The sequence below is a fragment of the Paraburkholderia sp. Clong3 genome (assembly GCF_050436485.1).
Classification (GTDB): domain Bacteria; phylum Pseudomonadota; class Gammaproteobacteria; order Burkholderiales; family Burkholderiaceae; genus Paraburkholderia; species Paraburkholderia tuberum.
In genome coordinates this window covers 784,784-811,536 of the sequence record NZ_JBNDMH010000002.1, presented here as the reverse complement: position 1 = coordinate 811,536, position 26,753 = coordinate 784,784, and the positions used below count along the sequence as shown (strand labels likewise).

The window sequence follows — 26,753 nt, the reverse complement described above, 5'->3', positions numbered from 1 at the left end:
TTTCTCACCACGTCTCACCCTTTCGCCTTCCCCCGCCCGGCTCATGCATCTGGCATTATTCGGGTCGCGCTGTCGGGGCCGGCTACCCGTCCCAGCGACTCGACGCACGATCGCCGCAACGCGGCAAGTCTCGCCGCAACGCTCACCCCCTAATCTTCCACCCGCTTCATGACCGAACTCAGGAATCTCGATTTGCGTGACGATCCGCACGCCCAACGCGTCGTCAAGGACGAAACGGTAAGCGTCGAATTCGCCGCCGCCGAAGGCCAGTTGATGAGCCTCGAAGGCCCGAACCGCTATGTGCGCGGCGATGCGCTGATCACCGGCTCGACCGGCGAGCGCTGGGTCGTGTCGCGCGAGCGCTTCGATGCGAAGTACCTGCCCGCCGATGCCGCGCTCGCGCACGGCGAAGCCGGCGCCTACCGCAATCGCCCGGCGGTCGTACTCGCCCGCCGGATGGACGAGTCCTTCTCGCTCGCGCGCTCCGCGAGCGGCGGCGACGTGCTGCACGGCGCGGCCGGCGACTGGGTCATGCAGTACGCGCCCGGCGACTATGGCGTCGTGCAGGCCGCGCGTTTCGCGAAGGTCTATCGGCTCGCGGATTGAATCCGCTTCGCCCGCGCTTCATTCGCGCTTCACGCGAACTCTTCGCCGAGATCGACCGTGACTTCGCGCGGGACCGGCTGGCCGTTCGCGTACATTTCTTCGAGCGAGCCCAGGCTCGCTTCGACGTACGCGCGCAATACCGCAAAGCTGCGGCCACGCAACCGCGCCGGCATCGCGCGATAACGCGCGAGCGCCGCCGGCGCGATCGCGACCGTCATCACGATACGGCGCGCGGTGGAACCGAAGCGCATTGCTACCCAGTGAACCGTCAGTGTGGGCGTGCCATCGTCGGCGGCACGCTCGATGAACTGCGTCTGCTCGGGAAACAGATCGCTGATGACGCGCGCGAGCTCGTCGAACTCCGGATGCGCGCAGTCGTATTGGTAAGCTTCCATGAAGGCTGCCGGGAAAAGAAGATCCTGAAACGTAGGCGCATTTTAGAGAAACACTGAAGGGATAGCGAGGCGCCTGCCGTCCAGCGGCTCATCCGCTCACGCCGCCGCCGGCCGCCGGTAAATCCGTATCAGCAGTCCCGCGACGAACACCGCCGCCACCACATAGATCGTATCGGCCGCCGCGAGCGGCAACAGCCGCGCCTGCGTCATTGCCGCAGGCACGTCGATCAGCGCGTGCACCCCGATCGCGAGCGGCAGGATGCCGCGCGAGCCGGCCCGCACGCCGCGCCACATCAGCACCGACAGGCCGATCTGGAACACCAGCGCCGCGACGCGTTCGAGCGCGAAAATGCCGGCCAGTTGCGGCGTCAGGCTCGCGAGAATCAGATGCACGCGCATCACCGCTTCGGCCGGCAGATTGCCGAGGTAATCGCCGAGCCGGCCACGGTTTTCGAGGACCGCTAACACGAGCCACTGGCACTGCACGAACACGCCGACCATCCACGCTTCTGCGCCGCCGTGGCCGAGGCCGTAGCTGAGCGCGGCGCCATCGTCGGCGCGCAATGCCGCGGTGCGCGTGTCGGCGGTCGTGCTGGCGGCGGGGCTCGCGCCCACGCTTGCATCGACGCCGGCGGGCGCGTCGACGTTCGCCTTCTTGCGCACCGCCGGCCGCGCCGCCGCGCGCTTCATGAGCAGCCGCATGCCGAAGAACCGCCCCACTTCCTCGCAAACGCCCGCGGCCAGCGCACCATAGACGACGAACGCGAGCGGCTGCGAAAGGAACGCCGCGGTCGTCTCGTTGCCGCGCAACAGATAGTCGTGCAGCGCACGCTCGATGACCATCGCGAACAGCGCGAACACCGCGACGCCGGCGATCGCGTCGTGCGGCCGAAGCGCGAGCGGACGGCGCAATTGTCGGTAAATCAGAAACGGTAAAGCGGCGATGACGAGCGTGGCGAGCGCGAGACTCGCGAGGGTAAGCGGTGGCACGACCATGAGTATCCTTGCGGGGTTCCTTGCAATCCCCGACGCGCAACCGCTGCGCGCCGCAGCCCGCATCATCGCAGATCGGCCGGAAATCAGCGTGCGGTCGACGCACGCACGATCAGCTCGCCGGGCAGCAGGCAGTCGCGCGCGCCCGTCTGCGCGCCTTCGATGCGCTCGTGCAGGAATTCGACCGCGCGATAACCGATGTCGTAGGTCGGCTGGCGGATCGTCGTGATGCCGGCGAGCTCGGCCCAATCCGGATCGTCGATGGAAAGCAGCGCGACGCGGCTCTGCCAGTGCGCGCCGTAACGCGCGTTCAGATGCAGCGCGAGACGCAACGCGACCGGTGCGTTGGCCGCGAACAGCGCGACGCGTGGGGAGGCGCCGGCGGGCTCGGCACCGGCCCCGCCCGGCGAGTCGATCGCACGATCCAGCTCCGCGAGACCGCGCTCGAGCGCAGTTGCATCGGCGAGATCGAGCACCAGCGTACGACCGCGCGCGCGGCCATCGTCGCGCATCGCCCGATCGAATGCTTCGACGCGCAACTGCCGCGAGCTGACCTGCTCGAACGGCTGCACGACGAACCAGATGTGCTCGAAGCCCCGTTCGAGCAGATGCCGCGTACCGAGCGCGGCGGCCGCGCCATTGTCGAGACCGACCATGTCGGCGACCAGCCCCTCCACGCGCCGATCGACCAGCACCGCCGGAATCCCGCCGTCGCCGACCGGCCGCAACGTCTCCTCGCGCACGCCTAGCGCGTTGACGATCACACCTTCCACGCGATACGTGGTCAGCAGTTGCAGATAACGCCGCTCCATCTCGACTTCGTTCGCCGCGTGGCAAATCAGCGGCATCAAGCCGAGCGCGTGGCACGCGGCCTCGACGCCTTGCAGCACTTCGACGGAGTACGGATTGGTCAGGTCGGCGACCAGCATGCCGATCAGCCGGTTGCGGCCGCGCTTCAGGCCGCGCGCCATCTGGTTCGGCTGATAGTCGAGCCGCGCGATCGCGGCTTCGATGCGCGCGCGCAGCTCGGGCGACAGCGCGCCGAACTCGCCGTTCAGATAGCGCGAGATGCTGGTCTTGCCGGTGCCGGCTTCACGCGCGACATCGGTGATCGTCGCGCGTCGCGTCGGCGCGCTCGGGGGACCAGGCGGCATGCTGGCCGGGGGCGGGGTCGTGCTCATTCGCTCATCGCTCGTGCCGGTCCGAGGACGGGAGCTTGCGCGCCGCCCTGCGAATCACTTCGCCAGGACGTCACGGTTGACGATGTTGGTCGTCAATGTGCCGTCGAGCGCGGCGACCAGGTTCTCCGCCGCGTTGAGCGCCATCGCATGACGGGTCTCGTGCGTCGCCGAGCCGATATGCGGCAATGCGACCACGTTCGGCATGGCGAGCAACGGCGAGTCGGCAGGCAACGGTTCGGTGTCGAACACGTCGAGGCCCGCGCCGTGAATCGTGCCGTTGCGCAGCGCCTCGATCAGCGCCGGTTCGTCGACGGTCGCGCCGCGTGAAGCGTTGATCAGGATCGCGCTCTTCTTCATCGCGCGCAGTTCGGCGGCGCCGATCAGATGCCGCGTCTCTCGCGTGAGCGGCACCTGCAGACAGACGAAATCGGACTGCGCGAGCAATTCAGCCAGCTCGACGCGCCGCGCGCCATACGCCTGCTCCGCTTGGTGGTTCGCGCTGCGGTTCGTATACAGCACCTTCATGTTGAAGCCGAGCGCCGCGCGTCGCGCGACCGCGCCGCCGATCCGCCCCAAGCCGACGATGCCGATCGTCTTGCCCTGCACGTCGAGCCCGAACTGCGCGGGCCCGATGCTCGTGCGCCACTGCCCCGCCTTGACCCAGTCGGCCAGCTCGACGACGCGCCGCGCGGACGCGAGGATCAGCGAGAACACGGTATCGGCGGTCGATTCGGTCAGCACGTCCGGCGTGTGCGCGAGCACGATGCCGCGGCGCGTGAGGTCGGCGACGTCGAACTGGTCGTAGCCGACCGAGATCGTCGACAGCGCCTTCAGCCGGCTCGCGCCTTCGAGCATCGCCGGCGTGATCTGCACGCTCGCGCCGATGCCGCCGTCGGCATCGCGCAGCGCGGCGACGAACGCATCATGCTGTGACGGATCGACCTGCACGACCTGCGCATGCTGTTGCAGATAGGCGAGCACATCCTCGGGGAGCGACTTCCAGGCGACGATCTTGTTCATCAGCTAATTTTCCTTGCGACGGTGGGACGAGCGGGGCCACGTTGTTCGGCCGCGGCCGGCTTGACGGCGAGCGTCAGGATCACCGCGGCGACGAGCGCCACGCTCATGAATGCATACGATGCCGCGGGCGACCCGGTCGCGCCGTTCAGATAGCCGACCACGTACGAGCCGACGAACGAACCGAGCGCGCCCATGCTGTTGATCAGCGCCATCGCGCCGCCCGCGACGTTCTTCGGCAGCAGCTCCGGCACGATCGCGAAGAACGGTCCATACGGCGCGTACATCGCCGCGCCCGCGATCACGAGCAGCGCATACGAAACCCAGAAATGCGCGGAGCCGAGCCCGTACGACGCCGCGAATGCAATCGCACCGATCAGCAGAAACGGCCACACGAACACCTTGCGGCGGTTGAGTTTATCCGATGCCCACGAAGCTGCAAGCATCGCGATCGTCGCGGCCAGATACGGCAGCGCCGACAGCCAGCCGGTTTCCACCATGCCGAACGACGAGCCGTTCTTCAGGATCGACGGCAACCACAGCACGAAGCCGTACACGCCGATGCTCCAGCAGAAATACTGCGCGCACAGCTTGATGACCGCGGGCGTGCGAAACGCCTCGCTGTAGTTGCGCACCGGCTTGATCGCGGCCTGCTCGGCGCGCAGCGTCTGCGCGAGCGCGTCTTTTTCCTCTTGCGTGAGCCACGACACCTGCTCGGGCTTGTCCTTGACGAGGAACCACCAGCAGATCGCCCAGATGATCGCGGGCGCGCCCTCGGCGATGAACATCTGCCGCCAGCCGAACGAATGCACGAGATAGCCCGACACGACCGACATCCACAGCACCGTGACCGGATTGCCGAGGATCAGGAACGTGTTCGCGCGCGAGCGCTCGCTCTTCGTGAACCAGTTGCTGATGAAGATCAGCATCGCCGGCATCACCGCGGCTTCGACGACGCCGAGCAGGAAGCGGATCGCCATCAGCGACGGAATGTTGCTGACCATGCCGGTCAACGCCGCGCAGCCGCCCCACAGAACGAGGCTCCAGAACACCAGTTTCTTCACGCTGCGGCGCTCGGCATAGATCGCACCCGGAATCTGGAAGAAGAAATAGCCGAGGAAGAACAGCGCGCCGATCAGCGACGCGAGCCCCTTGCTGATGCCGAGATCCTGGTTGATGCCGGCCGCTGACGCGAAGCCGAAATTCGCGCGATCCAGATACGCGAGGCTGTAAGTGATGAACACGATCGGCATGATCGTCCACCAACGGCGAATCGCAAGCGATGAGGTCATGGAAGTCTCCTTGGACGGCGTCGTCCCGAATCAATGATGAAAAAATCTGGGCGCGCTGTGGGCGCTCTTGTTGTCGTCGATGCTGGTTGTGGATGCAGCGCTATCGATGCGGTCCGATCCGCGTCAGGCCGCGCTTGCCATGCCCGGTACCTCGGCCAGCTCCAGCGCGTCGAGTTCGGCGCGGTTCGGCAAACCTTCCGAATCGCCGATCACCTGGATCGCGAGCGCGCCGATCCGGTTGCCACGCGCGACCGCCTGCGCGAGCGTGCGGCCTTCGAGCAGCGCGCTGATCACGCCGACCGCGAAACCATCGCCCGCGCCGACCGTATCGACGACGTTCGCGACCGGCCGGCCGGCGATCGTCGCGGCTTCGGTCGCGGTGCGGTAATACGCGCCCTGCGCGCCGAGCTTGACGATCACGCCGCGCGCGCCGCGCTCGAGATAGAACTTCGCGATGTCCTCCGGCTGCGTGTGGCCGGTCAGCATCTCACCCTCGCCGATGCCGGGCAGCACCCAGTCGGCGAGCGCGGCGAGCGCGTTCAAGCCTTCGATCATCGCCGCGCGCGAGGGCCACAGCGTCGGACGCAGGTTCGGGTCGAACGAGATCGTCCTGCCCGCAGCGCGCATTTCGCGGGCGAGGTGGAATGCGAGTTCGCGCGAGCTTGCCGAGATCGCCGGGGCGACGCCGGTCAGATGCAGATGACGCGCGGGCAGCACGTAATCGGCGAGGTAGTCGTCGAGCGACAGATGGCTCGCCGCCGAGCCCTTGCGGAAGTATTCGACCGCCGGGTCGCTGCCGTCGGCGCTCTTCGACTTCAGCTGGAAGCCGGTCGGATGGCGCGCGTCGGTGCTCACGCATTGCTGGTCGATGCCCTCTTTCGTCAGCGTGTCGCGCACGTACCGGCCGAACGAATCGTCGCCGACGCGGCTCATCCAGCCCACCCTGAAGCCGAGTCGGGACAAGCCGATCGCGACGTTCAGATCCGCGCCGGCGATGCGCTTCGTGAAGTGCCCGACGCCCGCGAGCGGGCCGGCTTCGGCGGCGACGAACATCGCCATCGCTTCGCCGTAGGTGATCACGTCGAGGGCGGGGTAAGGGTGCGTCATGCTGGGCTCCTGGTGGTGCTGCTGATGCGGTGATTCGTGTCGCGTGGAATGCGTTCTTTGCTGCCTGGGTTGCTGCCTGAGTTGCTGCCTGAGTTGCCGCCTCGTCTGCTATACGGCTTCGACCGAGGCGCTTCGTGATGCCGCGCCGCGCGTCTACACGCGCGCAAGCCAGCTCACATAACGCGCGGCATCCGCGTCGATCCGGCTCGGATCGAACGGAAACTCGATGCCGCGCGGCACATCGCGCGGCAGCCGGTCGAGGAGCGCGCGCAATGGCGCGTCATCCTCGGCCGGCGCGCTCGCAAAGCGCCGCGCGCCCTCGCCCGTGGTGGTCTTGCAATGGATGTACTCGACGTACGGCGCGAGCTGCGGCGCGATGGGTAGCGGCGCGACGTCGAGCCACGCCCAGTTGCCGGTATCGAAGGTCATGCCGAGCACGCCCGCGTGGCCTTCACGCGCGAGCGCATCGAACAGCCCGACGAACTGCGCGGGCGAGCCGCCCTGCGCCAGTTGCCCGTTTTCGACGACGAGCCGTGGCTGCGCACCGCCCGTGGTGCCCGAGCCGCTCGCGACGTGCGCGACGATGGCCGCGCCGTGAGCCTCGCCCGCGAAGCCGCCGAGTTGCAGCTTGACGAAGCGCGCGCCGAGCGCGGCCGCCTGATCGAGCGCGACACGCAGTGCGTCGGTATCGAGCTGGCCGTCCGCCGCGTACAACGATGCCGGCGTCGAGAACACCGACCACAGCCCGAGATCGGCCAACGCCGCGCCGAGCGCGCGCAGCCGTTGCGGGTCCGCGTCCGCGTCGCTCGCGAACAGCTCCCGGCGCACTTCGAAACCCGCCGCGCCGGCGCGCTTTGCCGCCTGCGCCCATTTCAGATGGCCGTCGGCGCGCACGGCGTTCACACCGAACGCGCTGGCGACGACCACGATCTCCACTGCATCAGCCATATCCAACTCACGCAATCCTGAAGCGAAACCGCTTTTGGAACCGGTTCCAATTAAACTTCGAAAAAAAGCGCCGAGGCGCTGCGATGTGCGAATGGTGCTCGGGACAGCCATCGCGCACCATAGAGGAAATCCCCAGGCGCGGCCGGCATACGGCGAGCGTAAAGCGAGGCGCGCCGGCCACGGCAGCGCCCCGCGCGGGTTCGGATTCGCGACCCCATACGCTGCCAGTGCGGAAGTCAGCCGCCCTCGTCCGCGACGCACATCGCCAGAAACTGCTCGACCACCCGCGACGGCGCGCTCGCATGCGGCACCAGAATCGACAGCCGCCGCGTCAGCGGCTGCGGGCTCAGCGACATGAGCCGCAGCGCACCGTTCTCATGCCGCATCGACATCGCCGACACGAAACCGACACCCATCCCCGCCCGCACCGCCTCCTTCACCCCTTCGACCCCCGCGATTTCGAGCGCCACGCGCATCGGCACGCCCGCGCGCGAGAACTCGCGCTCGACCGTCTGCCGCACGCCCGAGCCTTCCTCGCGCAGCACCAGCGGATACGCGCCGAACGCGGCCAGCTCGATGCGCCCGCCATTGTCCGCCTGCGCGAGCGGATGCGAGCGCGGCATGATCGCGACGATCTCGTCCTCGCGCCACGCATGGACGACCGTGTCCGGCGGCAGATCTGCGCCGGCGGGACCCTCGATCATCGCGATGTCGACCGAGCCGAGCGCACCGACGATCTCGGCCGTGTTGCCGTTGGCGGTATGCACGCTCACGTGCGGATAACGGCGATGGAATTCGGCGATCAGGTACGGCAGCAGGTAGCTCGCCGGCGTCGTGCTCGCGCCGATCCGCAAGGTGCCCTGTTCGAGACCGCGCAGCGCGTCGCGATAGGCATGCGCCTGCCGCCAGGTGTCGCGCAGCCGCGCCGCATAGGCGGCGAGCTGCTCGCCGGCTGGCGTCAGCCGCACCCCGCGGCCATCGCGCTGATACAGCGGCTCGCCGAACTCGTCCTGCAATTGCCTCAGCTGGCCGGACACCGCCGGCTGCGACAGATGCAGCGCCACCGCCGCCCGGCTGATGTTGCGATGCTCAGCGACGGCGGCGAACGTTATAAGTTGATCCGGGGTCATCTCGATTAAATATCCGTTGAACCGATACTTCACATTCTAAATCACGATTTTTCATATCGATATATCTAATTTAGGATTAGCCCCATTGCTGCTTATGCAGTCCCCTGCAAGTCCGTTACGAAGCCGCCGATCATGTCCACACCCACCGCCCCGCTCGCCGCCGCCTCCCCCGCGCTGTCCACCCGCGGCCAGCTCAACGGCGTACTGTTCGTCGCGCTGTTCGCCGCCGCGGTCACGCGCATCGCGGCGATTCCGGCGATTGCCGGCCTTGGCCTGAGTCCGCTGATCGTCGGCATCGTCGCGGGTGCGATCTACGGCAACGCGCTGCGCGACAGCATGCCGGCCAGTTGGGCGGCCGGCGTGAATTTCTCGGCGCGCAAGCTGCTGCGCATCGCGGTCGCGTTCTTCGGCTTGCGTGTGAGCCTGCAGGAAATCGCCCAGGTGGGCCTGCCGGGTCTCGCGGAGTCGGTGCTGATCGTCGTCAGCACGCTCGTGATCGGCACCTGGGCCGGCATGAAAATCATGAAGCTCGATCGCGACACCGCGCTCCTGACGGCGGCCGGCAGCGCGATCTGCGGCGCGGCCGCGGTGCTCGCGTTCGAATCGACGCTGCAATCGAAGCCGCACAAGAGCGCGATGGCGGTCGGCAGCGTCGTGCTGTTCGGCACGCTGTCGATGTTCCTCTACCCGGTGCTGTTCAAGGCAGGCTGGCTGCATCTCGACACGGTCGGCGCCGGCCTGTTCTTCGGCGGCACGATCCACGAGGTCGCGCAGGTGGTCGGCGCGGCGAGCAACGTGAGCCCAGAAGCGACGCACATCGCGACGATCGTCAAGATGACCCGCGTGATGCTGCTCGTGCCGGTATTGCTGGTGGTCGGCCTGTGGGTGAACCGCGCGACGCGCGGCGCGAAGGATGGCGGCACGGACGGCGCCGCCCCGCGCAAGCTGGCGATCCCCTGGTTCGCACTCGGCTTCCTCGCCTGCGTGGCGATCAACTCGCTGCATGTGCTGCCGGAAAGCGCCACCTCGACGCTGAACCTGTTCGACACCTTCGCGCTGACGATGGCGATGACCGCACTCGGCATGGAAACGCGCTTCTCGCAGATTCGCGAAGCGGGTCCGCGCGCGCTGACCACCGGCCTGATTCTGTATGTATGGCTGATCGCCGGCGGACTCGGCATCACATGGACCGTCCAGCACCTGTTCCACTAAGCCGTCGCCGGCTCTCCCGCCTTCCCCGACACCCCGCCGCGCGCGGGGTTTTGCGCTTTCTGGCGCCCCATCCGGGCCGATCACACGGCATACTCGTTGCTGCGAACTTTGCCCCCCAACCCGCCCGTGCGCGACGTCCGATGGCAGCGGTGAAACCGCCTTCCCGCGACGCGTCCGGGCGACCGGAATGAGGATCGATCGATGAGCCTGGAACTGTACTACTGGGATGGCCTGCAAGGCCGCGGCGAATTCGTGCGGCTCGCGCTGGAGGAAGCCGGCGTCGACTATGTCGAAGTCGCGCGCGGCAAGCCTTCGAAGGGTCTTGGCACCAAAGCGATGATGGCGGTGATGCAAAGCCCCGACGAGCCGTATCCGCCGTTCGCGCCACCGTTTCTGAAAGACGGCGATCTGGTGATCGCGCAGACCGCCAACATCCTGTTCTATCTCGGCCCGCGGCTCAAGCTGGCGCCGGCGGTGGACAGCCTGCGCTATGTCGCGAACGGCCTGCAGCTGACGATCGCCGACGTCGTCACCGAAGCGCACGACACCCACCATCCGCTCGCGAGCGGCCTCTACTACGAGGAGCAGAAAGACGCGGCGAAGGTGCGCGCGCACGATTTCATCGACCATCGGATTCCGAAGTTCATGTCGTACTTCGAGCGCGTGCTCGCGCAGAATCCGGCCGGCGACAGCTTCATGGTCGGCGACACGCTGACCTATGTGGACCTGTCGATGTTCCAGCTGATCGACGGTCTGCTGTACGCGTTTCCGCGCGCGCTGAAGCGCTTCGGCGAGCACTATCCGCGGCTCGCCGCGCTGCACGACGCCGTGATCGCAAGACCGAACATCGCCGCGTATCTGGACTCGGACCGGCGCATCGGCCATAACGAAAGCTGCATCTTCCGGCACTATCCTGAACTCGACAAGGCGGCGGCTTGAACCGCGCCGCCCGCCTCCGCCCGCTCGCCGCCGCGCGCCCGCCATTCGAGGCGGGCGCGCTGCTGTTGTGCCGCGGTTTTTTCAACCTTCCTTCACGCCCCGTACCGACGACGTGCTTTCATTCCTGCTGAAACTGCGCACCCGCGCCCAAAGCGTTTTCCGCCTCTCAGAAGCCCATACGGTGCTGGTCTGGGCCGTTGTGGTCGGCATTGCCGGCGCGTTGGCGACCATCGTGTTTCGCAGGGGCATCGAACTGCTGCAACTGGCGATTGCCGGCCGCTCCGGCAGCTTCGTCGACATGGCGCGCAGCCTACCGTGGACCATGCGCATCTGGCTGCCGGCCGCGGGTGGTCTCGTCGCCGGCATTTTCCTGCTGATCGCGCAGCGTCACGCCGACACGAACAGGCACACCGACTACATGGAAGCGGTCGCGATCGGCGACGGCGTCGTGCCGGTGCGCCTGAGCCTGTGGCGCAGCGTGTCGTCGCTGTTTACGATCGCGAGCGGCGGTTCGATCGGTCGTGAAGGTCCGATGGTGCAGCTCGCGGCGCTCGCCTCGTCGCTGATCGGCCGCTGGGTCCACTTCGATCCGCCGCGGCTGCGCCTGCTCGTCGCGTGCGGCGCGGCGGCCGGTATCACGTCCGCGTACAGCGCGCCGATCGCGGGCGCGTTTTTCGTCACCGAGATCGTGCTCGGCTCGATCGCGATGGAAAGCTTCGGGCCGGTGCTGGTCGCAGCGGTCGTCGCAAACATCACGATGCGCGAGTTCGCCGGCTACAAGCCGCCCTACGAGATGCCGGAGTTTCCGACCGTGACCGGTCCCGAGGTGCTGCTGTTCGTCGCGCTCGGCGCGCTGTGCGGCGCGGCCGCGCCGCAGTTTCTGCGGCTGCTCGACGCATCGAAGGCGGCCTTTCGCAAACTGCCGGTGGCGTTGCCGGTGCGGCTCGCGCTCGGCGGTCTCGTGGTCGGCATCATTTCGGTCGCGGAGCCCGAGGTGTGGGGCAACGGCTACAGCGTCGTGAACTCGATCCTGCATTCACCGTGGACATGGTCCGCGCTCCTGCTGGTGCTTGTCTGCAAGCTCGCGGCGACCGCGGCGACGGCCGGCTCCGGCGCGGTGGGCGGCGTGTTCACGCCGACGCTGTTCGTCGGCGCGGCGGTCGGCTCGCTGTTCGGCCAGGGCATGCACGCGTTGTGGCCGCATGCGACGTCGGCCGCTTACGCCTATGCGATGGTCGGCATGGGCGCATTCCTCGCGGGCGCGACCCAGGCGCCGCTGATGGCGATCCTGATGATCTTCGAGATGACGTTGAGCTATCAGGTCGTGCTGCCGCTGATGCTGTCGTGCGTGGTCGCGTATTTCATCGCGCGCGCGATCGGCAAGACCTCGATGTACGAGATCACGCTGCGCCGCAATCGCGAGGAGCAGGAGCGCTCGCGATTGCGCGCGACGCAGATGCGCGAGCTGATCCGCCCCGCGCAGACCGTCGTGCCGCCGAACGCGACCGTGCACGACATGACGCGCGTGTTCCTCGAGTATCCGGTCAAGTATCTGTACGTCGCGAACGACTCGGGCGCGTTTCTCGGCGTGGTCGCGCTGAAGGACATCACGTCCGATCTGCTCGAGCGGCGCGACACGTCGATGAAAACCGCCGCCGATTATCTGCAGCCGCATTTCGACGTGCTGACGCCGGACATGTCGCTCGCCATCGCGTTACAGCACTTCATGGCGTTTCAGGGCGAGCGGCTGCCGGTGATCGAAAGCACCGCGCATCCGAAGCTCGCCGGCGTCGTCTACAAGACCTCGCTGCTCGATGCGTACTTCCGCATGAGTCCGTCGCGCTAGAGCTTTCGAAGGCTTCGCGGGGCGCGATGCAAAGCGCCGCGGATTCTCTACAATGGACAGACCCGCCGGCCCTTCACGCGGCCGGCACGCGTGAGCCCAGCTTGGGCGCAGCGACAGCGCCCGCCGTATCGTCGGAGCGAAGATGAGCGAACCGTCCCCCGAGGCCGTACGCCGCGATCAGGCCGGCTGGATTTTCGTGCATATCGAAGGCGAGCCGTACGATCGCGGCGAGCAGCACGGCCAGTTGCTCGCCGACGAAATCAGAAACGCGATCCGCACCGCGCGCTATCTCGCCAAATGGGACACCGGGGAGGAGTTCGACACCTTCGTCAATGCCGCGACGAGCCAGTTCGCGAGCAAGCTCGACACCGAATTCGCCGATGAAATCCATGGCATCGCCGACGGCGCGAAGCTGCCGTTCGCCGAAGTGCTCGCGTGGAACGGCTACATGGATCTGCTGCAAAGCTGGTGGCCGACGCACGCCGCGCAGGCGCAGCCGCATCTGGGCGCGAAACTGTGGCGCGGCCGGCGCGGTCACCACTGCAGCGCGTTCATCGCGACCGGCAACGCGACGCGCGACGGCCGTATCGTGATGGCGCACAACTCGTGGGACCGCTACGCGGCCGGCGACGCGTTCAACGTCGTGTTCGACATCGTGCCCGACCGCGGCAACCGCATCCTGATGCAGGGCCTGCCGGGCTGCATCTCGAGCCTGACCGATTTCTGGGTCACGGCGGCCGGCCTGATGATCACCGAAACGACGATCTCGAACTTCGCGGGCTACAACGCGGCCGGCGCGCCCGAGTTCTATCGCTCGCGGCGCGCGTCGCAATATGCGAACAGCATCAAGGAATGGTGCGACATGTTCTCGCTCGCGAACAACGGCGGCTACGCGAACAGTTGGCTGCTCGGCGACACGAAGACCGGCGAGATCGCGCGTTACGAACTCGGGCTGCACTATGCGGGCTTCGAGACCACCAAAGACGGTTTCTACAGCGGCTACAACACCGCGACGGATCTGAAGATCCGCAACCAGGAATGCATCGGCGAAGGCGAGGACTATACCGACGTGCGCAAGAACGGCGCGCGGCGTCTGCGTTTCATGCAGCTCGAGGAACTGCATCGCGGCAGCATCGACGTCGAGCTCGCGAAGCAGATGATCGCCGATCATCACGACGTCTATCTCGATCGCAACGACAACCCGTGCTCGCGCACGATCTGCGGGCATCTGGAGCTCGACGACGCGCGCTTCGGCGGCACCGATCACGGGCCGTTCAATCCGTGGGGCGCGAACGACGGCAAGGTGGTCGACAGCGAAATGGCCCGCGAGATGGCCTTCACCGCGCGCTGGGGGCATCCGTGCGGCCGGCCGTTCGACGCGCAGGCGTTCATGAAGCGGCATCCGCAGTGGAACTGGCTGAACGGCTATATGCGCGACCGGCCGTCGTGGCCGTGGACGCGCTTCGAGGTGCTGCGCTAGCGCATGGCGGACGCGCGCGCCTGTTCGTGCCATGATGGAACCTACAATACGGTTTTGCCGCAAATGTGCGCGCGTTGCAGTATTTGCCATCTAAGATGGTAAGGAGCCTGGGCCGCGCAGCGCCATGCCGTCCTCGGCTTGCACCGTCCTCTCGACGCGGGACGGCACAGGGTTTGCTCGATTGTCAGCGCCGCATGAGCTTTAGGAGGTCGGGCGATGAAAACCTCGACACTGTTAATCATGGTGACGCTGTCAGCCTCGTGCTTTGCCGCGCCGGTTCATACCGCCTCGGACAGCACGGATTCCATCACGCTTGCGCAACGCGCGAACGCCGCGCCGGTCGCGCCTCCGGCCCCAGACGTGTCGAGCACCGACGCCAGCCGTCCGCAGCACTGGGAGCATATTGCGCTGCCGAAGTCCCGACATCTGGAACGCAGCCTGACCGGGCAGAACGAGCATCTGACCACGTGAGGGCCGCCGCAACGGCGGGCGGTGGCGCGGCTACGACGGCGCGCCTGCCCGGTTTGCGCCGGCTGTCATGACGATGGGGTGGCGATGCGCGCGGGATTGCAACAGACTGCGAGAAACTCATCGCGGCGAGGCGCTGGCTTTTCGTGGCAGCAATAACGACGTGACTAACTTAAGCTCACCAGGAGCATGCGCATGACGGCCTCGGACATCCCCGGCGAATCGATCGATCTGCAGATCGCCGATTTTCTCAGCGAAGTCGAATTCCCGACCAACAAGGACGCACTCGTCGACGCCGCGCGCGAAGCCGGCGCGAGCAACGAGGTGTTGGCGATGCTCGATGGTATGCCGGAGCAGGATTATGTCGACATCGAGTCGGTCACGCGCTTGATCGGCGGCAACTATGGCCCGGGCCTGGGGATCTGAAGCCGGATTCAGCCTCGCCTCACCTCACACGTCAGAACTGCGACGACGCCGCGATCCGCGCGCGCGCCACCCGCGTCACACGGCGCGTCGTGCGGCTGTTTCCGAGCGCGTCATCGGCGATCTCGCGCGCCGTCGGAGCGTCGGACCCGCTCACCCCGGCCACCACCCGCTCCGGCGCCACGCGACGGGAATCCCGTGCCTGCGCGCTGTCCGGCTGGAAATGCTCGACCAGATGGTCGATGAACGTCCGCACCTTCGCCGGCAGATGCAGCCGGCTCGGATACGCAATCGTGATTTCGATGGGCGGCAGACTGTACGCGTCGAGCAGACGCACGAGCCGCCCCGCCGTCAAATCACTGCCGATCAGGTAGCTCGGCAGGATCGCCACGCCCATGCCGAGCAGCGTGAACTGCCGCAGCATCTCGGCGTTGTTCGCCGCGATCGCGTTGGTCGGCCGCACCCGCACTTCGCCGTCCGGCCCATTGAACAGGCGCTCCTCGCCGCCCTGCTCGGCCGGCCTGCTCAGGCACGAATGCCTGAGCAGATCCTCGGGGCGCTTCGGCGTGCCGTGTTGCGCCAGATACTCGGGCGTCGCGCAAACCGTCATGTAGCCGGTCGTCAACCGCCGTGTGACGATGCTCGCGCTGCGCATGTGCCGCGCAGCCAGGATGCCGACGTCGAAGCCCTCTTCGACCAGATCGACGTGGCGGTCGGCGAGCGTGACGTCGGGCACGACGTCGGGATAGCGCGCCGCGTACGACTGCACGACCGGCGCGAGACTGTGCAATCCGAACACGACCGGCGCGACGATGCGCAGCGTGCCGACCGGCTCGTGATTGCGCGCCACCACCATCTGCTCGACGCTTTCGAGATCGGCGAGGATGTGGCGTACGCGCTCCAGATAGGTCGCACCGGATTCGGTCAGCGAAAGACGGCGGGTGGTGCGGTTCAGCAGTCGCGTGCCGAGCCGTGCTTCGAGATCCGCGACGTGCCGCGTGACGACCGCGGTGGACACATCCAGCGCGCCCGACGCGCCGACGAAACTGCCGAGGTCCGCCACCTTGACGAACACGCGCATCGACTGCAGTTGATTCATGGGACGACTCCTGCCTCGGTAAAGCCGGGCCGGCGCAACCGTTGCCGCCTGTGTCGACCCGCGCCGCATGGGCGCGCGCGGGTCCGCCCAACGCAACCGATTCTAGCGATAGGACATGTCCCAACCCTGACCCAGACATGACATTCCGGTCAGATTCGGCGCGGCGTGTCCATCGCGCCACTATTACGGCGTCTATCGTGGATTTTAGCTAGGTATAAACCCTAGTTTGCTGGTAAGATGGCGGCCAAAGAAAGTTACCGCTACATCGCCATGCCACATCGTTTTCGTCTGCTGGAAAAGATCGCGTTTTCGCTGGTTTGCTGGTCGGCCGCCGCGAGCTCGGCCTATATCGGTTACGAGCGCTGCCCCGATATCAAGGTTGCCCTGCACGCCGGGGAAAAATTCCTCGACGCCAGCGGCCAATACGCGTTCGCGTGCACGGCGCCCGCCGCCGAGGCCTGCGCGCAACTGCCGGTCGAATGATTTTTCCGCCTTGAACCGTATCTGATGCGCGATCCCTCCGGGTCGCGCATTCGCGCATCTGCGCCTCCAGGCTCAACGCCTACCGTTACGCATCGCGCCCGAACACCACGCGCGAGAAAAACCCCGCCAGCACCGTTTCGGCCATCTCCGCCGGGACATTCTGCGGATCGACCGTGTAGAAGAACTGCACGCCGTCGCACAGACCCATCAGGCCGATCGCGAGCTGCTCGGGCGCCATCGACATCGGCGTGCCCACGCGCTCCGAGAACTCGCGCACATAGGCGCTCAACTGTTCGATCTTTTCGTGCATGAACGCGTTGAAGCGCAGCCGGAAACGGCCGTCGCGCACCGCCAGCAGCTTCGCCTCGACCCACAACAGAAAACGCTTGTTCTCACGATGCAGCGAGCTGTAGTAGCGCAGCACGCGCGCCTCCATCTCCTCGCGCGACGCCGCGCTTTCGAAGATCGCATGCAGGCCCGCCTGCATCGCTTCGTGATCGCGCCGCAATAGCTCCAGAAACAGCTCGGTCTTGCTGCGGAAGTTCGAATAGAACGCGCCGCGCGTATAGCCAGCCGCCGCCGCGATGTCCTCGACACTCGCCGCGACGAAGCCCTTCTTCATGAAAATTGCCTGCGCGGCATCGAGCAGCCGCTCCCGCGTCTGGTCCTTGCTCTGCTCTCTTGTCAGTCTTTGACGTTTCATGGCCGCAAGCCTAGCACCCAAAAGAATTCAAATCCATCTATGCATTCAGATACACGAGTGTATTAGAATGCGCTTCTTCATTCAAAGCCATCCCTGTATGCCATTAGCATGACGTGGCATGCGGGTCTTCGCTGGCGGGCCGCGCGGCTTGCCGTGTTCGTTCGCTGTCTCCAGTTGGGGTAATTGTGAAGCGTCCCGGTTCTCCCGCATCGTCAGCGATGCGCCAGCAATCTCCCCCATCCTCTCACCGCGGTTTCTCCAGGCAGACCTGCGCGCTGGCGCTGGCAGGCGTGCTCGCGCTTGCGGCCTGCTCGAAGAAGGAAGCCGCGGCGCCCGCGCCGCGCCCGGTGGTCGCGCTCGCCGTGCATGCGGACGGCCACGCGCTGCAGGCGGCGTCGCTGCCCGGCGAAGTGCAGGCGCGCTATTCGACGCCGCTGTCGTTCCGCGTCGCCGGCAAGATCATCGAGCGGCGGGTACGGCTCGGCGACACGGTGAAAAGCGGCGAAGTCGTCGCGCTGCTCGACCCGGCCGATGCGCAGAAAAACGCCGCGAGCACGCAGGCGCAGCTCGACGCCGCGCAGCACAACCTCGTCTACGCGCAGCAGCAGCTCGAACGCGACAGGGCGCAGGCCAAAGAAAACCTGATCGCGCCCGCGCAGCTCGAACAGACCACCAACGCCTACGCGTCCGCGCTCGCGCAGCGCGATCAGGCGCAGCAGCAGGCGGCACTCGCGAAGAACCAGCTGCAGTACACGACGCTCGTCGCCGGTCATGCGGGCGTCATCACGGCTGAACAGGCGGACACGGGCCAGAACGTGTCGGCGGGTCAGGCCGTCTACAACCTCGCGTGGAGCGGCGACGTCGACGTGCTGTGCGACGTGCCCGAAAGCGCGCTCGCCGCATTCGCGGTCGGCCAGAACGCGAGCGTCACGCTCGCCGCGCTGCCGGGCCGCAAGCTCGGCGCACGCGTGCGCGAGCTGTCGCCGGCCGCCGATCCGCAGAGCCGCACCTGGCGCGCGCGTCTGACCCTGCTCGATGCCGGCGCCGACGTGCGCCTCGGCATGACCGCCGACGTCACGCCGGCCGTGCCGCTCGCCGCGGCGGCCGCGCAGCACGGCGTGTTCACGCTGCCGGTCACCGCGCTGTTTCACGAGGGGCGCGAACCGGCCGTGTGGGTCGTGCGCGCCGCGGACAACACGCTCGAACTGCGTCGCGTAACCGTCACGCGCTACTACGAGCGCACGTTCGTCGTCAGCGATGGCCTGAAAGATGGCGAAAGCGTCGTGCTGCAGGGCGTGCACACCGTGAGCGCCGGCCAGAAAGTCCGCGCGATCGCGCCGCTGCATCCCGAGGACTTCGCTTCATGAGCACGTCGCACGAAGAAGGACGCTTCAATCTGTCCGCGTGGGCGCTGCGTCATCAGGCGCTGGTCGTATTCCTGATCGCGCTCGCCACCGCGTTCGGCATCCTCGCCTACACGCGCCTCGCGCAGTCCGAAGACCCGCCCTTCACGTTCCGCGTGATGGTGATCCGCACGTTCTGGCCGGGCGCCACCGCGCGCCAGGTGCAGGAGCAGTTGACCGATCGCATCGGCCGCAAGCTGCAGGAAACGCCGTACATCGATTTCGTGCGCAGCTACTCGCGTCCCGGCGAATCGCTGATCTTCTTCACGATGAAGGACTCGGCGCCGGTGAGCCAGGTGCCCGAGACGTGGTACCAGGTGCGCAAGAAAGTCGGCGACATCGCGTCGACCTTGCCGCCGGACATCCAGGGCCCGTTCTTCAACGACGAATTCGGCGACGTCTACACCAACATCTACACGCTCGAAGGCGACGGCTTTTCCGCCGCGCAACTGCACGATTACGCGGACCAGCTACGCTCGGTGCTGCTGCGCGTGCCGGGCGTCGGCAAGGTCGACTATTTCGGCGATCCCGATCAGCACATCTACATCGAGATCGCGAACACGCAGTTGACGCGTCTCGGCATCTCGCCACAACAGCTTGGGCAGGCGATCAACGCGCAGAACACGATCGCTCCCGCGGGTACGCTGACCACCACGGACGACCGCGTGTTCGTGCGCCCGAGCGGCCAGTTCAACGACGTGGGCGCGCTCGCCGACACGCTGATCCGCATCAACAACCGCACGCTCCGTCTCGGCGACATCGCGACGATCAAGCGCGGCTACGACGACCCGGTCGTCACGCAGATGCGCTTCGGCGGCAAACCCGTGCTCGGTATCGGCGTGACGATGCAGCCGGGCGGCGACGTGATCCGCCTCGGCCGCGCGCTCGATCAGCAGATGACCCAACTGCGCGCCGCGCTGCCCGCCGGATTGAATCTCGTCGAAGTATCGAGCATGCCGCACGCGGTCGCGCGCTCGGTCAACGACTTCCTCGAAGCGGTCGCCGAAGCGGTCGCGATCGTGCTGATCGTGAGCCTCGTGTCGCTCGGCGTGCGCACCGGCATGGTGGTCGTGATCTCGATTCCGGTGGTGCTCGCGGTCACCGCGCTGTGCATGTACCTGTTCGATATCGGCCTGCACAAGGTATCGCTCGGCACACTCGTGCTCGCGCTCGGCCTGCTCGTCGACGATGCGATCATCGCGGTCGAAATGATGTCGGTGAAGCTCGAGCAAGGCTGGAACCGCACGCGCGCCGCGGCCTTCGCGTACACCAGCACCGCGTTTCCGATGCTGACCGGCACGCTCGTCACCGTATCCGGCTTCCTGCCGATCGCGCTCGCGAAGTCGAGCACCGGCGAGTACACGCGCTCGATCTTCGAGGTGTCGGCGATCGCGCTGATCGCGTCGTGGCTCGCGGCGGTCGTGCTGATTCCGCTGCTCGGCTATCACATGCTGCCCGAGCGCAAGCGCCATACGCACGAGCCTGACGATCACGAACATGACATCTACGACACGCGCTTTTACACGCGCTTGCGCGGCTGGATCGGCTGGTGCATCGAGCGGCGCTTCGTCGTGCTCGCGATCACCGTGCTGCTGTTCGTGCTCGCGATGGCCGGCTTCTCGCTCGTGCCGCAGCAGTTTTTCCCGAGCTCGGACCGGCCGGAGTTGCTGGTCGATGTGCGGCTGCCCGAAGGCGCGTCGTTCGATGCAACGCTGCGCCAGGCGCAGCGCCTCGAACAGGTTCTCAAAGGGCGGCCTGAAATCGATCACTCAGTCAGCTTCGTCGGCACCGGCGCGCCGCGCTTCTATCTGCCGCTCGATCAGCAATTGCAGCAGCCGAACTTCGCACAGTTCGTGATCACCGCGAAGTCGGTCAAGGATCGCGAGAAGCTCGCGCAGTGGCTCGAACCGGAGTTGCTCAACAACTTTCCGGCGATCCGCACGCGCCTGTCGCGCCTCGAGAACGGGCCGCCGGTCGGCTATCCGGTGCAGTTCCGCGTGAGCGGCGACGACATCGCGACCGTGCGCTCGATCGCCGAACGCGTCGCCGCGACGATGCGCGCCAATCGCGGCACGCGCAACGTGCAGTTCGACTGGGACGAACCCGCCGAGCGCTCGGTGCGCTTCGAGATCGACCAGAAACGCGCGCGCGAGCTCGGCGTGACGTCCGAAGACATCGCCAGCTTCCTCGCGATGACGATGTCCGGCTACACGGTCACGCAGTATCGCGAGCGCGACAAGCTGATCAGCGTCGATCTGCGCGCGCCGCGCGCCGAACGCGTCGACCCGTCGCGGCTGACCACGCTCGCGATGCCGACGCCCAACGGCCCGGTGCCGCTCGGCACGCTCGGACATCTGCGCAACGACCTCGAATTCGGCGTGATCTGGGAACGCAACCGTCAGCCGACCATCACCGTGCAGTCGGACGTGTCGGCCGGCGCGCAAGGCATCGACGTCACGCACGCGGTGGACCGCGCGCTCGCGCCGATCCGCGCGACGCTGCCGGTCGGCTACCGGATCGAGATCGGTGGCTCCGTCGAGGAAAGCGCCAAGGGTCAAACCTCGATCAACGCGCAGATTCCGATCATGGTGATCGCGGTGCTCACGCTGCTGATGATCCAACTGCAAAGCTTCGCGCGCGTGCTGATGGTCGTCCTGACCGCGCCGCTCGGCCTGATCGGCGTCGTGCTCACCTTGCTGCTGTTCGGCCAGCCGTTCGGCTTCGTCGCGATGCTCGGCGTGATCGCGATGTTCGGCATCATCATGCGCAACTCGGTGATTCTCGTCGATCAGATCGAGCAGGACATTGCGTCGGGGCACAAGCGCTTCGATGCGATCGTCGGCGCGACCGTGCGGCGGTTCCGGCCGATCACGCTGACCGCCGCGGCCGCCGTGCTCGCGCTGATCCCGCTGCTGCGCTCGAACTTCTTCGGGCCGATGGCGAGCGCGCTGATGGGCGGCATCACGAGCGCGACGATCCTCACGCTGTTCTATCTGCCCGCGTTGTACGCCGCGTCGTTCCGCGTACGCGCCGACGAGCGCGAGCCGCAGACGCCGTCCGGTGCCGGCGCCACGCACACGGGTAACTGAGCATGAGCACAAGCACGACTATTCCTGCCCTCTCCCGCCACCGCCGCGCGCGCTTCGACGCGCTGGCCCGTACCACGCTTGCCACCAGCATCGCCAGCATCACCTGCATGCTCGGCGCCTGCTCGTTCGGACCGAACGGCGACGCGCCCGCGATGCCGCAGCCCGCGCACTACGGTGCCGAGCCGCTACCGACGCAAACCGTGCCCGCGCAGGGCGTCACCCAGCAGTTCGTGACCGGCGCGCAGCCGGTGCCCGAATGGTGGAAGCTGTACCGCTCGGATGCGCTGAACGCGCTCGTCGACGAAGGCCTGCGCAATAGTCCGACGCTCGACGCGACCGACCGCAGCCTCGCCGCCGCGCGCGAGCAATTGCGCGCGCAGGTCGGCAGCTCGCTGCTGCCGACCATCGACGCCGGCGGCCAGGTCACCCGCAATCGCGCGCTCGCGATCCCCGAGATCGGACCGAACACGTTTCTGTACAACGTGTTCGTCGGTCAGTTGCAGGCGCACTACACGTTCGATCTGTTCGGCGCCGCGCGTCTCGCGAACGCGGCACTCGCCGCGCGCGTGAACGTGCAGGTCTTCCAGCTCGAGGCGGCGCGGCGCGCGCTCGCCGCGAACATCGTGACCGCGACGATCACGAGCGCCGCGCTGCATGCTCAGATCGACACGACCGAGCGGCTCGTGGTCCTCGCCGATGATCAGGCACGCGATACCGAGCGGCGCTTCGCGCTCGGTGCGGTATCGCATGCCGATCTGCTGAACGCGCAGCAGAGCGCGGCGAGCGTGTCGGCAAGTCTACCGGCGCTGAAGCAGCAGTGGCTCACGACGCGTCACGCGCTCGCGGTGCTGCTCGGCCGCACGCCCGATGCCGCGCCGGACGACATCGATCTCGCGCAGTTGCATGTGCCGGAGAAGGTCCCGGTCGTCGTGCCGTCGGAGCTGCTGCGCACGCGGCCTGACATCGAGGCCGCCGACGCCGCGCTGAAGGCCGCTGCGACCGATGTCGGCGTCGCCACCGCGCAGATGTTCCCGAGTCTGTCGCTGTCGGCATCGATGGGACAAGGCGGGTTTAGCTGGCCGGTCGCGATGTCCGGTGCGGGGGCGATCTGGAGCATCGGCGCGTCGCTGTCGCAACCGCTGTTTCATGGCGGCGCGCTGCTCGCGCAGCGCCGCGCGGCGCAGCACACGTACGAAGCGAGCGTGTCGCAGTACAAACAGACTGTGCTGGCCGCGTTTCAGAACGTCGCCGACACGCTCGCCTCACTCGAGCACGACGCGCAGTCGCTCGACGCCGCGAACGTCGCCGCGCGTTCGGCACAGGGTGTGTTCAACGAGACCTCGGCGCGCTATCGGCTCGGCGCGCTGCCCGTCGCCGCGACGCGTTCGAGCGAGCAGCAATGGCGCAACGCGCACCTCGATGAGATCCGCTATATGAGCGCGCGGCTGACGGATACGGCGGCGTTGTTTCAGGCGATGGGGAACCCGCCGGTTGATCAGGCAGGCGCATCATCGGCTGCGGCGACTTCGGCTTCTGCGCCTGCATCGGTTGGGACGACGAACACGGTGACATCCAACTAAATCTCGGATTCCGTACGGAACGCGGCGCACTTATCCCCAGTTCGTGTTGATGAACCTGTTGAAAACTGTCTGAGCAACGGGCTAACGCATTGAACCTAATACGATTTGTTTGTACGGTGCGAAACGAATCAGAAGCAAGCCGCAGTACACGTGCTCTGCAGCGCCTCAACGGTGTTTATCGATCACTGAATCGTGCTATCAGATCGATGCATCAGCCTGGCATGATCTGACCATGAAGTTATCGGAACATCTTGCCGGCGCGAAACGCTACGACGAGTGGGCACTTCAGTCCGCTTTTTCCGACGATGTGCCTCGCGTCGAGGTGTTTCGCCGCTGACATGACGGTATGCGGCGAGAGCGGGCCGGTGCCCGTATCGCTTAAGAATCCGCGGCCCCCCGCGCACCCGCCATCCGAGACATCAAGGCTTGTTCGACTCGAACAGATCCATGATCTGCTTCTTCTCGGTCGTCGACACGCTCGGCGGCGGCACCACCGGCGGCGTCATGCCCGCCGGGCCGACCCCGCCCACCGCATCGGTCGCGCCGGCCATCGGATTGCCCGAATCGAGACCGATGCTCGCGACGAAGCCTTGCCCCGGCAACTTGTCGGTAAAGAACAGCTCGCCGTTCATCACCGTCACACCGTCGGGTTGCTGCGGCTCGGCCTGTGGCACACCGCGCAGCGCGCGCTGCATGTACTCGACCCAGATCGGCAGCGCGAGCTGCGCGCCGAATTCGCGGCTGCCGAGACTCTTCGGCTGGTCGTAGCCCATCCACGCGACCGCCACCAGCGACTGCTGATAGCCGGCGAACCAGCCGTCCTTCGCGTCGTTGGTCGTACCGGTCTTGCCCTGCAGGTCCGAGCGCTTCAACACGTTGGTGCCCGCGCCCGTACCCGCGGTCGCGACCGAGTGCAACAGGCTGTTCATGATGTATGCGTTACGCGGCTCGAGCGTGCGCGGCGCGTCGTGCCCAGCGACGAGCGGCTGCGCGCGCGAGATCGCCACGCCACGCGCGTCGGTCACTTCGTTGATCAGATACGGATTGATCCGGTAGCCGCCGTTCGCGAACACCGAGTACGCGCCCGCCGACTGCAGCGGCGTGACGAGGCCCGCGCCCAGCGCCATCGGCAGATACGGCGGGGTCTTGTCGGCGTCGAAGCCGAAGCGCTGCGTGACGAAGTCCTGCGCGTACCTGGTGCCGATGAACGACAGGATGCGGATCGACACGAGGTTCTTCGACTTCTGCAGCGCGAGGCGCATCGACATCGGACCATCAGGCTGGTCGTCGTCCTTCGGCTCCCACGCGTCGCCGCCCGGCGTGCTCGGCGGGAAGTACAGCGGCGCGTCGTTGATGATCGTCGCCGGTGCGAGCCCCTTGTCGAGCGCCGCCGAATAAATGAACGGCTTGAAGCTCGAACCCGGCTGCCGCCACGCTTGCGTTACATGGTTGAACTTGTTCTTGTTGAAGTCGAAACCGCCGATCAGCGCGCGGATCGCGCCGTCCTGCGGCGTCAGCGACACGAGCGCGCCCTCGACCTGCGGCAACTGCGTGATCTGCCAGTTGCCCTTGTCGTCGGCGACGAGGCGCACGATCGAACCCGGCTTGATGCGCAGCGTCGCGTTCGCGCGCGGGCTCAGCGCCGCGGCGACGAAGCGCAGGCCGTCGCCCGACACCGTCACCTGGGTGCCGTCGACCAGTTGCGCGGCCACCTGCTTCGCGCTCGCGTCCGTCACCACGCCGGCGATGATCTCGCCGTTGTCCGGGTGATCGGTCAGCGCGTCGTCGATCGTCTGGTCGCGGTCGTCGCCCGCCTCGGGCAACTGCACGAAGCCTTCCGGTCCGCGATAGCCGTGGCGCCGCTCGTAGTCCATCACACCCTTGCGCACCGCGCGATACGCGGCGTCCTGATCGGCGGAATCGATCGTGGTGGTCACGTTCAGGCCGCGCGTATAGGTTTCGTCCTTGTACTGCGCGTACATCATCTGCCGCACCATTTCGGCGACGTACTCGGCGTGCACGCTGTACTCGTTGCCCGGATTCTTCGTGTGAATCTCTTCCTTCACGGCCTGGTCGTACTGCTGCTGCGTGATGTAGTTCAGCTCGAGCATGCGTCGCAGGATGTACTCCTGACGGATCTTCGCGCGCTTCGGATTGACGACCGGGTTATACGCGGACGGCGCCTTCGGCAGGCCCGCGAGCATCGCGGCCTGGGCCAGCGTGAGGTCCTTCAGGTCCTTGCCGAAGTACACGCGCGCGGCCGCGGCGAAGCCGTACGCGCGCTCGCCCAGATAGATCTGATTCATGTACAGCTCGAGGATCTGGTCTTTGGTCAGCGCGCGCTCGATCTTGTACGCGAGCAGCATCTCGTAGATCTTGCGCGTGTACGTCTTCTCGCTGGAGAGGAAGAAGTTGCGCGCGACCTGCATCGTGATCGTGCTCGCGCCCTGCGACGCGCCACCATGCGCAAGGTCGGCGAAACCGGCGCGCAGGATGCCGACGAAGTCGACGCCGCCGTGTTCGTAAAAGCGGTAGTCCTCGATCGCGAGCACCGCTTTTTTCATCTGGTCGGGGATGTCCTGGAAGCGCACGAGGCTGCGCCGCTCCTCGCCGAATTCGCCGATCAGCACGTGATCGGCGGTGTAGACGCGCAGCGGCACTTTTGGGCGATAGTCGGTCAGCGCGTCGAGCGACGGCAATTGCGGCCCCATCACGACGAGCGCATAGCCGACGATCAGCGCCCCGACCACGGCGACGGTCGCGATCAGGCCGAAGCACCACAGCACGAGCGACGCGCCGATCGAACGACGGCCGCGCTCGGGCTCGCGCGAGGCGGCATTGCGTCCAGGGGTGCGTTGGTGGGAGTCCCGGTCTTCACCGGCCGGAGAGTTCGAGGAATGCGGTCGTTTGATGATTGGCATGACTGGAATAATGGGCCCGCAACTGCGCGCCTGTCTGCACGCGCTCGCGGCGTGCGCATGGGTCGTGTTCGACATCCTGGCCGGGACGTACGCCGCCCTGCGGACCTTGCCCCCGGCCGGCCGCACGGCACGCCTCGGACCATGTCCGGCGCAACGTAACAGCGCATTTTAAAGAAATCGGCGGCGGTCCAAGGCAGTTTTTTTGTAAGAATTCCCTTTGCCGGCCGCCTTTTCCTTGGTAAGGGTCTGTAATTTCGCGCAGCGCGCATTGCAGCGTGCGCGCGACGCGCAGCTTATGCGGGGTTATCAACATTTTCTGTTGAAAGGGCTGTGGACAAACCGGCCGCAAACACTACAACTCATTGATGCCACGGGATTTTCGCACCGCGCTTGTTCCGTGGCGGCGCAACTCGTCATATGATGAACCCCGCGCGCGTC

The 26,753-nt window shown here is 66.6% G+C and carries 22 protein-coding genes; 11 read left to right on the top strand and 11 right to left on the bottom strand.

Annotated features, from left to right (window positions below):
- Window positions 1–168 precede the first annotated feature (168 nt).
- Entirely contained in the window at window positions 169–606 is a 438-nt protein-coding gene (locus OKW30_RS08040) for a PGDYG domain-containing protein (RefSeq protein WP_184022710.1), read from the top strand.
- Window positions 607–635: 29 nt separating this feature from the next.
- On the opposite strand, the gene OKW30_RS08035 is transcribed toward OKW30_RS08040, so the two are convergent.
- From OKW30_RS08035 to OKW30_RS08000, 8 genes are all read right to left on the bottom strand, one after another.
- A complete protein-coding gene (locus tag OKW30_RS08035) occupies window positions 636–1,001 on the bottom strand; it encodes a DUF3022 domain-containing protein (RefSeq protein WP_187630819.1) in 366 nt (121 codons plus the stop codon).
- Between the two features lie 96 nt (window positions 1,002–1,097).
- Window positions 1,098–1,997 (bottom strand): YhfC family intramembrane metalloprotease, encoded by a 900-nt coding sequence (locus OKW30_RS08030; RefSeq protein WP_429346438.1) that lies wholly within the window; start codon window positions 1,995–1,997, stop codon window positions 1,098–1,100.
- Between the two features lie 83 nt (window positions 1,998–2,080).
- The gene (locus OKW30_RS08025) at window positions 2,081–3,175 is read right to left on the bottom strand and encodes a LacI family DNA-binding transcriptional regulator (protein WP_429346437.1); all 1,095 of its coding nucleotides are present in this window, start codon (window positions 3,173–3,175) and stop codon (window positions 2,081–2,083) included.
- Window positions 3,176–3,229: 54 nt separating this feature from the next.
- The gene (locus OKW30_RS08020) at window positions 3,230–4,195 is read right to left on the bottom strand and encodes a 2-hydroxyacid dehydrogenase (protein ID WP_184066014.1); all 966 of its coding nucleotides are present in this window, start codon (window positions 4,193–4,195) and stop codon (window positions 3,230–3,232) included.
- Complete coding sequence (locus OKW30_RS08015) at window positions 4,195–5,484, bottom strand: MFS transporter (RefSeq protein ID WP_184022705.1); 1,290 nt, start codon at window positions 5,482–5,484, stop codon at window positions 4,195–4,197. Before OKW30_RS08015 ends, OKW30_RS08020 begins: the two co-directional genes overlap by 1 nt.
- A 123-nt stretch (window positions 5,485–5,607) precedes the next feature.
- On the bottom strand, window positions 5,608–6,591 hold the full coding sequence (locus OKW30_RS08010; protein ID WP_429346436.1) for a sugar kinase: 984 nt from the start codon (window positions 6,589–6,591) through the stop codon (window positions 5,608–5,610).
- 153 nt (window positions 6,592–6,744) lie between these two features.
- Complete coding sequence (locus OKW30_RS08005) at window positions 6,745–7,539, bottom strand: sugar phosphate isomerase/epimerase family protein (protein ID WP_187630814.1); 795 nt, start codon at window positions 7,537–7,539, stop codon at window positions 6,745–6,747.
- A gap of 236 nt (window positions 7,540–7,775) precedes the next feature.
- Window positions 7,776–8,669 carry a LysR family transcriptional regulator gene (locus tag OKW30_RS08000; protein WP_429346435.1) on the bottom strand — a complete coding sequence of 298 codons (894 nt, stop codon included), beginning with the start codon at window positions 8,667–8,669 and terminating at the stop codon, window positions 7,776–7,778.
- A gap of 132 nt (window positions 8,670–8,801) precedes the next feature.
- On the opposite strand from OKW30_RS08000, the gene OKW30_RS07995 reads away from it, so the two are divergent.
- The 6 genes from OKW30_RS07995 to OKW30_RS07970 all read left to right on the top strand — a co-directional run bounded on the left by OKW30_RS07995 (window position 8,802) and on the right by OKW30_RS07970 (window position 15,040).
- Window positions 8,802–9,881 (top strand): YeiH family protein, encoded by a 1,080-nt coding sequence (locus OKW30_RS07995; RefSeq protein ID WP_429346434.1) that lies wholly within the window; start codon window positions 8,802–8,804, stop codon window positions 9,879–9,881.
- Window positions 9,882–10,082: 201 nt separating this feature from the next.
- The gene (locus OKW30_RS07990) at window positions 10,083–10,820 is read left to right on the top strand and encodes a glutathione S-transferase (protein ID WP_184066029.1); all 738 of its coding nucleotides are present in this window, start codon (window positions 10,083–10,085) and stop codon (window positions 10,818–10,820) included.
- 112 nt (window positions 10,821–10,932) lie between these two features.
- Window positions 10,933–12,666 (top strand): ClcB-like voltage-gated chloride channel protein, encoded by a 1,734-nt coding sequence (locus OKW30_RS07985; protein ID WP_429346433.1) that lies wholly within the window; start codon window positions 10,933–10,935, stop codon window positions 12,664–12,666.
- A 142-nt stretch (window positions 12,667–12,808) separates the two neighbouring features.
- Window positions 12,809–14,146 (top strand): C45 family autoproteolytic acyltransferase/hydolase, encoded by a 1,338-nt coding sequence (locus OKW30_RS07980; RefSeq protein ID WP_184022699.1) that lies wholly within the window; start codon window positions 12,809–12,811, stop codon window positions 14,144–14,146.
- 216 nt (window positions 14,147–14,362) lie between these two features.
- A complete protein-coding gene (locus OKW30_RS07975) occupies window positions 14,363–14,617 on the top strand; it encodes a hypothetical protein (RefSeq protein ID WP_184003891.1) in 255 nt (84 codons plus the stop codon).
- Window positions 14,618–14,809: 192 nt separating this feature from the next.
- Entirely contained in the window at window positions 14,810–15,040 is a 231-nt protein-coding gene (locus tag OKW30_RS07970; RefSeq protein WP_184022698.1) for a DUF2795 domain-containing protein, read from the top strand.
- 31 nt (window positions 15,041–15,071) lie between these two features.
- Here OKW30_RS07970 and OKW30_RS07965 read toward each other — a convergent pair whose 3' ends face one another.
- Window positions 15,072–16,136: a LysR family transcriptional regulator gene (locus OKW30_RS07965; RefSeq protein ID WP_429346432.1), complete on the bottom strand. Its 1,065-nt coding sequence runs from the start codon at window positions 16,134–16,136 to the stop codon at window positions 15,072–15,074.
- Window positions 16,137–16,406: 270 nt separating this feature from the next.
- On the opposite strand from OKW30_RS07965, the gene OKW30_RS07960 reads away from it, so the two are divergent.
- Window positions 16,407–16,619, top strand: coding sequence for a hypothetical protein (locus OKW30_RS07960; protein WP_184066032.1), 213 nt, complete (start codon window positions 16,407–16,409; stop codon window positions 16,617–16,619).
- 85 nt (window positions 16,620–16,704) lie between these two features.
- On the opposite strand, the gene OKW30_RS07955 is transcribed toward OKW30_RS07960, so the two are convergent.
- On the bottom strand, window positions 16,705–17,322 hold the full coding sequence (locus OKW30_RS07955; protein WP_184066033.1) for a TetR/AcrR family transcriptional regulator: 618 nt from the start codon (window positions 17,320–17,322) through the stop codon (window positions 16,705–16,707).
- A gap of 218 nt (window positions 17,323–17,540) precedes the next feature.
- On the opposite strand from OKW30_RS07955, the gene OKW30_RS07950 reads away from it, so the two are divergent.
- Genes OKW30_RS07950 through OKW30_RS07940 form a run of 3 tightly spaced genes read left to right on the top strand, consistent with a single transcriptional unit; the run spans window position 17,541 to window position 23,394 of the window.
- Window positions 17,541–18,689: an efflux RND transporter periplasmic adaptor subunit gene (locus OKW30_RS07950; protein ID WP_184066035.1), complete on the top strand. Its 1,149-nt coding sequence runs from the start codon at window positions 17,541–17,543 to the stop codon at window positions 18,687–18,689.
- The gene (locus OKW30_RS07945; RefSeq protein WP_429346431.1) at window positions 18,686–21,814 is read left to right on the top strand and encodes an efflux RND transporter permease subunit; all 3,129 of its coding nucleotides are present in this window, start codon (window positions 18,686–18,688) and stop codon (window positions 21,812–21,814) included. Before OKW30_RS07950 ends, OKW30_RS07945 begins: the two co-directional genes overlap by 4 nt.
- 2 nt (window positions 21,815–21,816) lie before the next feature.
- Window positions 21,817–23,394: an efflux transporter outer membrane subunit gene (locus tag OKW30_RS07940; protein ID WP_429346430.1), complete on the top strand. Its 1,578-nt coding sequence runs from the start codon at window positions 21,817–21,819 to the stop codon at window positions 23,392–23,394.
- A gap of 419 nt (window positions 23,395–23,813) precedes the next feature.
- On the opposite strand, the gene OKW30_RS07935 is transcribed toward OKW30_RS07940, so the two are convergent.
- Window positions 23,814–26,315 carry a penicillin-binding protein 1A gene (locus OKW30_RS07935; RefSeq protein ID WP_187630406.1) on the bottom strand — a complete coding sequence of 834 codons (2,502 nt, stop codon included), beginning with the start codon at window positions 26,313–26,315 and terminating at the stop codon, window positions 23,814–23,816.
- Window positions 26,316–26,753: the final 438 nt, after the last annotated feature.